The organism is Aliivibrio sp. S4MY1 (assembly GCF_028765545.1).
GTDB lineage: Bacteria > Pseudomonadota > Gammaproteobacteria > Enterobacterales > Vibrionaceae > Aliivibrio.
Window position 1 is genome coordinate 123,419 of sequence record NZ_JARACP010000012.1, and the last position, 10,444, is coordinate 133,862.

Genomic DNA, 10,444 nt, shown 5'->3' on the forward strand with positions numbered 1-10,444 from the left:
TTGCTCTTATTAGGGTTACATTTATTGCGAGTCATTCTTTAATTTATAAAACCAAATTCGCACATTTTTATTTTTATCCTAATCTTATTTCACATCAATTATAAAGATGATTGATGGTTTTTGAATTACCTTTAAGGATATGAAATGGAACATTCAAAGTTTAGAAAAAAAAATAATTATAAATTTGCCCTCTCTACACTCACCCTTTCTTGTTTAATGGCATTCAATGCTCAAGCCGCTGTGGATTGCGCACCGCTTGAGTCTTGGGATGCTGGTAAAGTTTATAATGGTGGAGAGGAAGTAAAGAAAGGGTCTAATGCTTACAAAGCCAAATACTGGACTCAAAATAACGACCCTGCAACCGCTGGTGAATGGGGCGCATGGCAAGACTTAGGTGTTTGTTCTGGTGAAGCTGTTAATGTCGCACCAACCGTTGATTTAACCTCCCCTAGTGCAACGGATAAAATAACAACGGGTGATATTGTTACATTAACGGCATCAGCATCGGACAGCGATGGCTCAGTATCTCGCGTCGATTTTTCTGTTGACGGTTCAGTAATAGCATCATCAACGACCTCCCCTTACAGCGCCGCTTGGACTGCCATTGAAGGCACCCATACCTTTAGTACTCAATCTTACGACGATAAAGGCGCGGTAAGTACTATTAGCTCGGTGTCGGTAAACGTAACCAATAGTCCTATTGATAATACCGCACCCACTGCAACATTAAGTTTGTCAGCAACCAGTGTTGAGCTTGGTGCAGCAGTCACGCTAACCGCTGATGCTAGCGATTCAGATGGAACAATCGATAAAGTCGACTTCTATGTTGATAACACTCTTGTTGGAACAGCAGCGACCGCACCTTATACTTTACAATATAAAACCACTGCCGCAGGTTCCCTCTCAGTTTATGCAAAGGCAACAGATAACTTAGGCGCTTCAACGAATTCAGCCGCATCTACATTAACAGTCACTAGCTCACTTCCTGTTGCTGATAACTGTCGCCCTGATGGCTTATATCAAACGGAAGGCGTTAATGTTCCGTACTGTACGACTTATGACAAAGAAGGTCGTGAGTTAATGGGAGCAGATCACCCACGTCGTGTGATTGGTTACTTTACAAGCTGGCGTGATGGTGGCGACGAACAGAATAGTTACCTAGTAAAAGACATTCCTTGGGAACAATTAACACACATTAACTATGCGTTTGTGAGTATTGGTTCTGATGGCAAAGTCAATGTGGGTGATGTTACGGATCCAAATAACGCTGCGACAGGTAAAGAATGGGCTGGTGTTGAAATTGATCCTGCTCTTGGGTTTAAAGGCCACTTCGGTGCGCTAGCTACTGCTAAAGAAAAACATGGCGTTAAAACCTTAATTTCTATTGGTGGTTGGGCTGAAACGGGTGGTCACTTTGGTGTTGATGGTAACCGAGTCGCTGATGGTGGCTTCTATACCATGACAACTAATGCCGATGGCAGCATTAACCATGCCGGAATTGAGAAATTTGCAACATCTGCTGTTGAAATGATGCTTAAATACAAATTTGATGGCTTAGATATCGATTACGAATACCCTACCTCTATGGCGGGTGCCGGCAATCCAGATGATAAGGCATTCATGGAGCCTCGTCGTCAATATTTATGGGCATCATACCAAGTATTAATGAAAACACTTCGTGAAAAACTAGATGCGGTTTCAGCTCAAGATGGACAACATTATATGCTGACTATTGCTGCACCATCATCAGGTTATTTATTGCGTGGGATGGAGACCTTTGATGTAACTCAGTACCTAGATTACGTCAACATCATGTCTTACGATTTACACGGTGCGTGGAATGATCACGTAGGTCACAACGCGGCATTATATGATACAGGTAAGGATTCTGAATTAGCTCAGTGGAACGTTTATGATACTGCAGCTTATGGAGGTATTGGCTATCTAAATACGGATTGGGCTTATCACTACTTCCGCGGCTCAATGCCTGCTGGTCGAATCAATATCGGTGTTCCTTACTATACTCGTGGTTGGCAGGGTGTCACTGGCGGTGAGAATGGCTTATGGGGCCGTGCTCCATTACCAGATCAAGCTAAATGTGATGCAGGAACTGGCGAAGGTGAGAAAAATAACTGTGGTTACGGTGCGTTAGGTATCGATAACATGTGGCACGATAAGAACTCATACGGCCAAGAAATGGGCGCAGGTTCTAACCCTATGTGGCATGCGAAAAACCTTCAAGAAGGTATCTTTGGGTCTTATGCTAACATCTATGGTTTAGATCCTGTAAATGACCCTGCCGATCAATTAGTCGGCACTTATACTCGTCATTATGACAGCGTTGCTGTGGCACCATGGTTATGGAATGCTGAGAAAAAAGTCTTCTTGTCGACTGAAGATAAAGACTCTATCAACGTCAAAGCAGACTACGTTATTGACCAAGAAATTGGTGGCATCATGTTCTGGGAACTAGCAGGGGATTATAACTGTTATGTACTAGATGCAAATGGTAATCGTACATCTGTCGACTCTACTGAAGCAGCTTGTCAAACGGGTAATGGTGAATACCACATGGGTAACACCATGACAAAAGCGATTTATGAGAAATTTAAATCAGCAACACCATATGGCAATACGGTAGCGACAGGAGCAATTCCAACTGAAACCGTAGATATTGCAGTAAGTGTGGGTGGATTTAAAGTAGGTGTTCAAAACTACCCTATTAATCCAAAAATCAACTTTACTAATAACACTGGCCAAGATATTCCAGGAGGCACTGAGTTCCAATTTGATATCCCAGTATCGGCACCTGATAATGCAAAAGATCAATCAGGCGGTGGTTTACAAGTAATCGCCTCTGGTCATACTCGTGCAAACAATATCGGTGGTTTCGATGGAACAATGCACCGTGTTGCTTTCAGTCTTCCAGCTTGGAAAGCATTACCTGCTGGCGGGGTATATGAGTTAGATATGGTTTATTATCTACCAATTTCTGGCCCTGCAAACTATACGGTTAACATCAACAATGTTGATTATGCCTTTAAGTTTGAACAACCAGACCTACCACTAGCAGATTTAAACTCTGGCGGTAACAATGGTGGAGATAATGGCGGTACACCAGATGCCGGTTGTGATGCAACAGGTTTAGTTACTTACCCAGATCTTCCACAAAAAGATTGGGCAGGTAACCCTAGCCACGCCAATACAGGTGATAAAGTGGTTCACAGTAATGGTGTTTACCAAGCAAATTGGTGGACAGCGTCTACACCTGGCAGTGACGGCAGTTGGACTAAAGTCTGTAATTTATAATCAATTGTTTATTAAATCAGACCAATGTAATTAATTAGAACCAAAAACTAAAAGAGCAGCCATTTATGTGACTGCTCTTTTTTTGTTGTACTTAATCTCACTTAACTAATCAATTATACCAATCACAATAAGTAAGTCTTCAGAAAAGCATCTGAGAAAATGCATTGAAATTAAGAATGTATAAAAAGAATACGAGATGGATTGGATTTTAGAAGAAAAAAAAACTAAATTGATTTTAAATTAAATAATCGTCAAGATTGCCAATAATGATTAAATAGAGGATTCTTTATGTTAAAAAAAATAGCAATTACCCTTAGTTTACTTCTTTCTCTTGCTGCTTGTAGTTCTTCCGAAAAAGAGCCATCAGCCAAAGCTGATATGGCAAACCCTGCTGCTAAATTTTGTGCAGAGCGCGGCACTTATAATTTAGACTCAGGTAATTGTACTCTGGGAAATGGTGATGTGGTTAATGCGTGGGAATACTATCGTAACCATAAACAAGAAATGACAAAGCCGGTCGGAAAAGCAAACCCTGCTGCTGTTTACTGTATTGAGCAAGAAGGTTCTTATCATCTAGAAAATAGCGATTGCACACTAAAAACCGGTGAAGTTGTTAATGCATGGGACTTTTATAGAAGTAGTCTTTAATCACTTTTCCAAGAAGTCACTATAAATAGGTTCAACAGAAAAAGCACTACTTGCAGCTCCGTCTTGAAGCGTTTATTAGGTATTGTTAGTGCTTAACTCATCTTCACACCAAGAGCCTGACTCTAAAAATGGTTGCTTTGGTGTTCGTTCGAGGAAGTTAGTTACAGGCACCCAACTTTCATTCTCATCGCGCTTATAAATCCCTGTATACATTTTCTGCTCATCAAATGATATTTTGACTTTTACTTCACCGGATTCAAATGGTACTGAATACATACTACTCGCATATTCAAATCCAGCATTATTTGGCAGATTGATATATACACTGAAAGTTAAATGCTCTTTGTAAGGAACATATATAGCTTGATCAACTATAGGCTGAAAGAATGACACGCGTTGAATTCCGGTACAAGTGTTACTCTCTTCATATAATGCGATAGTAGTATACGCACCTTCTTGAGACATAAAGTGAACTTTACCGGGTTTGCTTTCGTCCGGACTCTTACTATAAAAAGTAATTGGGGCTGCACATCCTACTAAAAACATGCTAGTAAATATTATTAAATTAAAAGTTTTCATTTCGTATTTCCCTCACAAATTTATCTCTAGTTAATATTTAACGCATAGCGAAAAAGCCAAGCATTGATAATTCTCCTTAAAGCACTTATTGTTCATTCTAAATAGGTCTTGTCATGATTACGGGATTTGGATTTAGAGTTTCGCAACCATTGTACAAATCAGCATTTAGCTGAAGATATCTAGCTTGTATAATATTATTAGTATTAAAGGATTTTTTTGCTTGTTCTATTTGGTCTGAATATATTGGGGAAATAGACACATTATTCCATTCATAATTCACATCAGTCACATATACATCTGCTCCACCATAAGGTACACGAAAAACCAATGTTTTATTGCAAGGCGTAAATATACCTAATGGAGTTCCGCTAGCATCTTGAACTTTAGTTGAAGTAATTCCAATATAACTTCCTGCTTTCGCTGTTCCAACTATATAGCGCTTATCCTTTGTATATTCATATGATAAAGATGAAAACCAGTCTTCTTTAAATGTTTCATTTTCAAAATTAACGTTACCGATAGATAGTTTAATGTTATAAATGCTCGTGACATTACCAATAATAAAATTCACGTCTGGTGACTCTATTGCATTTTTTGATTCAAGTTCAGGATCGGTTGTTGCACAACTAGTTAGCGTAAAAATAAAAGCTAAAAAAAATACCCGGAAAAACATATAAATCACCTAAACCGTTACTAACAATGACCTAATTATTTTACAACATAGGTGTTTTTTAACCGATATAAAAACGTGAACTCGTTCGAATATACAAGCAAATCTTATTGGGTAAGCAAGCTAAAAATGCCTAGCATTGATAATCGACTTAAACGCTTTTTATAACGCAGATTTCCACTAAACGTAAACTTTGCCTTTCAGATATAAAACACCTTTCCCACAGATAACTACCGTTTCTTCTGAAACATTGCACTTCAAAACACCACCTCTTTTTGAAGCTTGGTAAGCGACTAAATCTGACTTACCTAGGCTGTCAGCCCAATAAGGTGCTAGTCCTGAGTGAATAGAGCCAGTAACTGGATCTTCGTCACCGCCGTTTGCAGGCCAAAAATAACGAGAGATAAAGTCATAACTTTCAGATGTTGAAGTCACCACCACATCCAAAGGTGCAAGTTGCTTCAATTCCTCTGAAACATAAGTAACCTCAAGGACATCTTGTTCACTGTCAAAGACTGCAAAGTAAGCCTGCCGATTTTTGAGAACTTGAATGGGTTCTTTAGATAAGCCATTTAGCAACTGCACTGGAGCAGTTAAAACAACCTCAGGCTTTTGGTTTGGAAAAATCATTTCGATTTCATTCTCTGCATTGAGAATAATGTTTAAGCTGCCAACCTCTCTTGTGATGAATTCAACTTGGCTTTGTACACCAAACTCAGTAAACAATACAAAAGCAGATGCCAAAGTAGCATGGCCGCAAAAATCGATTTCAGTTAAAGGAGAAAACCAGCGGATCTCATATTGATTCACTCCTACCTTTTTTATATAAGCTGTTTCTGACAGATTATTTTCTGCCGCTATATTTTGCATTAGATCGTCAGACAGCCAATTTTCAACAGGAATTACAGCTGCTGAATTACCTTTAAACTGCTGATCTGTAAAAGCATCAACTATGAATATATCCATTTCCAATATATAAACTCCATTTGCGCTATAACGCCTTGTAATGTTGTAACTTAAGGTGCCTTCGTTTCTATGTTTAACTGTCCAGCTAAGTCAGCCTCACGATGAACGCTTAAAGCCGAAATTGCCAAGCGTTGTAAACCTACCTTAAACGCTTGTTATATTCTCAATCTCATCTTGGGTTAAATGATCACCACAAGTTTTTTTGGGAAGTAAAGAGATAATAGTATCTTGATAATCAATGCTAATAGTTTGATAGATATAATTTTGTACTTTTACATACTCAAATGAGTTATCTATTGTATCCAAATACTCAGCTTTAATAGAGGGCTCACCCTTCATCTTCGCAAGAAACATTAGCTTGAACAGTAATACACTTTCCACCATCAGCCATTATTGATTGAGCTAATTTATTCACTGAGTCTGAATTGGATTTATAATTAATGTATACAGCGTAGCCTTCTTTCGCAAAAAGTTGATCCGTAGCCGCTCCAATTCCTCGCCCGCCACCACTGAACATAACCATACCACTTTAAACACAAAACCCAACGATGGAATGAAAAATGCCATGTATTAGTAATCCATCTTAAATGCTTGTTAATTTATTTTTCACACAAATCGCACGATTTAATTAAATTGCACATTTAGAGTGATACTCTATAATAATACCGTACTTGCAGACTTGGAGCTTAACCATGTACACATTAACAGCAAATGATGCCAAACGTAATTTCGGTGAACTGCTTCTAAACGCTCAACGCGAGCCAGTTAAAATTAGTAAAAACAACAAAGATGCTGTGGTTGTGATGTCAATTAGAGACTATGAAGAACTTGAAGCTATGAAAGCCGATTACATAAAACATTGCTTTGAGGCTGCAAAAGCAGACCTAGTCCAAGGTAATATAGTTGACGGTGAGAACTTCTTAAGTGCGTTGTAAGCAAAGTATGCACAAGAGTAAATATAAACTCAGTAAATTAGCACAGGCTCATTTACACAAAATCAAAAATTATACTGTTACAAACTTTTCCCAGATGCAGTGGAGCTCATATAAAGACACTCTTCTTACTGGTTTTCAGATGCTCGCTGAAAATCCGGCAGTAGGTAGAAACTGCAATGATATATATAAAAACGGTTTTTACTTCCCGGTCGGCAAGCACACAGCTTACTTTACCAAAGAAAACGGTTTTATTTTGGTCGTTGCTGTTCTTGGACAATCGCAATTGCCGCAAAACCATCTGCGATAATTACCACACCAAGTATGTTTAGTTTAGGGTGCTATTCTGACTGGTAAACTAACGCCCAATCAAGTAGCAGACAACACTACCAATACACTCAAACTTATCACCGAAATCACTAAGCTAAACCGAGTTGAAAACGCCGAGCATTACGAATCTGCCTTAAACGCTTGTTATGCCTGTGCCCATTCGCTGCGTAAAACTGCTAAAACGATAGTATCCCACCATTTTGTCTTAAAGAAGCGATGCTCCTTAAAGTGAGCTTCTTGTCTCATGCCCAATGACTTACACAACCTAATGGCAGGTAGATTCTTACTAATGGTTTCTGCATAAACACGATGAACACCTAACTCTGAAAAACCAAAATTTAAAAGTGCTTTTGACGCTTCAAAACTTAGACCACTACCCTGAACTTCCCTAGAAAAGGCACAACCCATTGAAGCCTGGTTATTGGACTCCAATCGCAGGCAAACTATACCAATAAATGTTCCTGATACCTTACTTTCAACAGCTAGTTGATACGATTGACGAGGAATCTCCGATATTTGATCCACAAAAAGGTTAGTTAATTCTCTGTATTTATCAGGGTTGCAGTCACTTTCATCGTAAAAACGCTGATACTTCGGATCTTGAGACATACTAACAAAAGCAGCCTCGTCACCTAGCGTCATATCCCTAATTATCAGACGCTTAGTCTCGATTTTAAACATCGAACGTTCCTTGTTCTTCATAAGGCATAACGCCTGAATAACACGTTTACTGCCATGTAAACCTAGCTGAATTTTAACGCCTTAATCCCTGAGACTAAAGGCAAACTGACAACGCCAAGTGTAGTAAATCGTGTTGATGCATTTGTATGCAATTCAATTAGTAGTGATGACGACAAGAAATTATCGTCAAATGTAAATCATTTACTGCATAAACTAGTCTATTTGTATCGTCAATCCTACGTGACCAAAAACCAGCTAAGTTCTCTTTCAATGGCTCAGGTTTGCCAATTCCTTCAAATGGTGAATGCTTTGCATCTATGATTAACTTATTAATACGTTTAAGTGTTTTCTTGTCCTGCCCTTGCCAATATAAATAATCATCCCACGCTTCATCAGTCCAAGCTAACATTCGACTCATTCAAGCAAGCCTCTTTCCGTAGTTTGACCTGCATTGTATTGAGCAATTGATTTGTTTAAATGAGCAGCATTCGCAGGAGAACGTGATAAATATATCGTTTCCATTAAACTATTGTAATAGTCCATAGACATTACAACCGCATCTTCAGAATCTCGACGAGTGATAACCGTGCAGTCCGCATCATTAACCACGCCATCAAGAACAGATTTAAGACCATTTCTGGCTTCAGTAAAAGAAACTATACGCATAATTACCTCTTTATTGAGTTGTACCTAATATTGAACAAGTATAATTTATAAAAACAAAATGTACAATATATTGCACAAGTAACAAAGAAGCAGTTAGACAGTGTATTCATCAACCTCAGTGCATGAGAAAACCTCTGGGAAAACAGCAAGCGGCTTGGGTGTGTTGAGCCTGTTTTCGGTAACATCACCGTGAATAAACAAATGAACCGCTTCACTCTCAGAGGAAGAGAGAAAGTAAACACGATTATCACCGCGCAGCATTTAAGCCAATGTAGACAGGGAAACGAACAAAAATGACTCCACCCCTACTATATAAAATTAGCTTAGCACCCTTCTTTAATCTTAAGAGTCTTAACTTCTAATTTTTCTAATTCAATGATATTTGGGTATTGTTCAGAAAACTCATCTTTCGATGTTACAAAGTCATCATATGATTTAATACTTAACCTCCCTCCACTATACCTATAATGTATTGCATAGGTATAATACGCTTTAGGTTCAGGTTCCGAAGGAATCTCAAATACATATACATCCCCTCCCCCATAACATGCTGAAAATTTTTGACGCTGTTTTTTACTGGTTGCAGGCTTAACATCCAGTATTGCAATTAGCTGATTTCCCTTAACATTTAATACTGCAAAGTCACCAGAGGGTTGGTCGTCATATATTAATTTTTCAGGTATAAAGTAACCTTCTTTTTCTATCCCTGCATACACGCCAATTTGAAAGTTATTTGGAAAAACTTTAACTACCGCGGTAGATTCATTGGTTAACGTATGCTGCTTTTCAAGTTGACCAAATGGTGTTGAAGCACAACCTGAAACCAATAGACTAAACATTACAGCTGTTGTTTTTAAATACATATCAAAACCTATTTATAGTGAAAAAATGAAAGCCATTTAACGCCCTTCCCTCAAAACCAATGACTAACATGACGCAACAGAGTTGAACAGTCCAAAAATTCTAGCCCGAGTTGACGAAACTCAGAGGCAACTCAAGGTTCTTTCACTGAAGACAACAACCACATACACCAAATTCTTGCTTGAACGCAAACACTGCAATACCAAAGAAGAAGCGCATAGCAAAAATGCCAAGTGTGCTGAATCAATCTTAAATTATTTGTTAGTTTATTGGCACAGTAGTTATATAAAGCAGATTGCAGATTCTTCTTTTTCAATATCTTGAATTCTTTGCTTTGAGGCTTCACCATTCACTTCAATCACTTCTGTGCCTACTACAACACATTGCTCTTCTTCATGATCGAAAAAGTATTTTAGTTCATATTCAGCATTAGGGGATGGGGTAAACGATACAGCAATATCACAACTAGATGCTTTGCCGTCAGGCGCTAAAGCATGAAAACTAACACTATGCTTCTGATTCGCTTGTATTAACAACTCCGCTTTCAACTCATTCTTGCCTTGGTTTATTTGTTCTTCTGTAACAAGGCCACCATAACCTAATCTTGGATTACACATTCCATTAGGATGAATATTCACAAATGGCACAACATTGTCTTTAAAAGCAACTAACTTAAGTTGTGCGACTTCACCCGTTGTAGGTTCGCTATATATAGAGCAACCTACGACAAATAAAGCTGATATTACTGTAATTGTTTTTAATAAGATCTTCATGAATAGCCTCCTTGCTATCGTAGATAAAC

At 38.5% G+C, this 10,444-nt stretch carries 12 protein-coding genes and 2 pseudogenes; 5 read left to right on the forward strand and 9 right to left on the reverse strand.

All coding sequences use genetic code 11. The features are described from left to right. The first annotated feature begins 144 nt into the window (after positions 1 to 144). Both PVK71_RS14690 and PVK71_RS14695 read left to right on the forward strand, forming a co-directional pair. Entirely contained in the window at positions 145 to 3,309 is a 3,165-nt protein-coding gene (locus PVK71_RS14690; RefSeq protein WP_274419620.1) for a chitinase C-terminal domain-containing protein, read from the forward strand. Positions 3,310 to 3,597: 288 nt separating this feature from the next. Next, positions 3,598 to 3,957: a DUF333 domain-containing protein gene (locus PVK71_RS14695; protein WP_274419621.1), complete on the forward strand. Its 360-nt coding sequence runs from the start codon at positions 3,598 to 3,600 to the stop codon at positions 3,955 to 3,957. Between the two features lie 75 nt (positions 3,958 to 4,032). Here the strand turns inward: PVK71_RS14695 and PVK71_RS14700 are convergent, their stop codons facing one another. The 4 genes and pseudogenes from PVK71_RS14700 to PVK71_RS14715 all read right to left on the reverse strand — a co-directional run. Next, positions 4,033 to 4,536, reverse strand: a complete 504-nt coding sequence (locus PVK71_RS14700) for a hypothetical protein (protein WP_274419622.1) — start codon at positions 4,534 to 4,536, stop codon at positions 4,033 to 4,035. A 97-nt stretch (positions 4,537 to 4,633) separates the two neighbouring features. Then, positions 4,634 to 5,209 carry a hypothetical protein gene (locus PVK71_RS14705; protein ID WP_274419623.1) on the reverse strand — a complete coding sequence of 192 codons (576 nt, stop codon included), beginning with the start codon at positions 5,207 to 5,209 and terminating at the stop codon, positions 4,634 to 4,636. Positions 5,210 to 5,386: 177 nt separating this feature from the next. Next, positions 5,387 to 6,178: a PhzF family phenazine biosynthesis protein gene (locus PVK71_RS14710; protein ID WP_274419624.1), complete on the reverse strand. Its 792-nt coding sequence runs from the start codon at positions 6,176 to 6,178 to the stop codon at positions 5,387 to 5,389. A 328-nt stretch (positions 6,179 to 6,506) separates the two neighbouring features. Continuing rightward, positions 6,507 to 6,695: pseudogene (locus PVK71_RS14715) on the reverse strand (SDR family NAD(P)-dependent oxidoreductase); the annotation flags it as partial. Between the two features lie 169 nt (positions 6,696 to 6,864). Between PVK71_RS14715 and PVK71_RS14720 the strand changes: the two are divergent. Continuing rightward, positions 6,865 to 7,107: a type II toxin-antitoxin system Phd/YefM family antitoxin gene (locus PVK71_RS14720; protein ID WP_274419625.1), complete on the forward strand. Its 243-nt coding sequence runs from the start codon at positions 6,865 to 6,867 to the stop codon at positions 7,105 to 7,107. Between the two features lie 7 nt (positions 7,108 to 7,114). Continuing rightward, positions 7,115 to 7,414 (forward strand): type II toxin-antitoxin system RelE/ParE family toxin, encoded by a 300-nt coding sequence (locus PVK71_RS14725; protein WP_130043279.1) that lies wholly within the window; start codon positions 7,115 to 7,117, stop codon positions 7,412 to 7,414. A gap of 164 nt (positions 7,415 to 7,578) precedes the next feature. Here PVK71_RS14725 and PVK71_RS14730 read toward each other — a convergent pair whose 3' ends face one another. The 3 genes from PVK71_RS14730 to PVK71_RS14740 all read right to left on the reverse strand — a co-directional run bounded on the left by PVK71_RS14730 (position 7,579) and on the right by PVK71_RS14740 (position 8,781). After that, the gene (locus PVK71_RS14730; RefSeq protein WP_274419626.1) at positions 7,579 to 8,115 is read right to left on the reverse strand and encodes a GNAT family N-acetyltransferase; all 537 of its coding nucleotides are present in this window, start codon (positions 8,113 to 8,115) and stop codon (positions 7,579 to 7,581) included. 157 nt (positions 8,116 to 8,272) lie between these two features. After that, a complete protein-coding gene (locus tag PVK71_RS14735) occupies positions 8,273 to 8,533 on the reverse strand; it encodes a Txe/YoeB family addiction module toxin (RefSeq protein ID WP_274419627.1) in 261 nt (86 codons plus the stop codon). Then, positions 8,530 to 8,781, reverse strand: coding sequence for a type II toxin-antitoxin system Phd/YefM family antitoxin (locus PVK71_RS14740; RefSeq protein WP_012551877.1), 252 nt, complete (start codon positions 8,779 to 8,781; stop codon positions 8,530 to 8,532). Before PVK71_RS14740 ends, PVK71_RS14735 begins: the two co-directional genes overlap by 4 nt. A gap of 95 nt (positions 8,782 to 8,876) precedes the next feature. Between PVK71_RS14740 and PVK71_RS20530 the strand changes: the two are divergent. Further along, positions 8,877 to 9,078 (forward strand): annotated as a pseudogene (locus PVK71_RS20530) (hypothetical protein); the annotation flags it as partial. A 26-nt stretch (positions 9,079 to 9,104) separates the two neighbouring features. On the opposite strand, the gene PVK71_RS14750 reads toward PVK71_RS20530, so the two are convergent. Together PVK71_RS14750 and PVK71_RS14755 are read right to left on the reverse strand one after the other, a co-directional pair. Then, the gene (locus PVK71_RS14750) at positions 9,105 to 9,644 is read right to left on the reverse strand and encodes a hypothetical protein (protein WP_274419629.1); all 540 of its coding nucleotides are present in this window, start codon (positions 9,642 to 9,644) and stop codon (positions 9,105 to 9,107) included. 279 nt (positions 9,645 to 9,923) lie between these two features. Further along, positions 9,924 to 10,415: a hypothetical protein gene (locus PVK71_RS14755; RefSeq protein ID WP_274419630.1), complete on the reverse strand. Its 492-nt coding sequence runs from the start codon at positions 10,413 to 10,415 to the stop codon at positions 9,924 to 9,926. Positions 10,416 to 10,444: the final 29 nt, after the last annotated feature.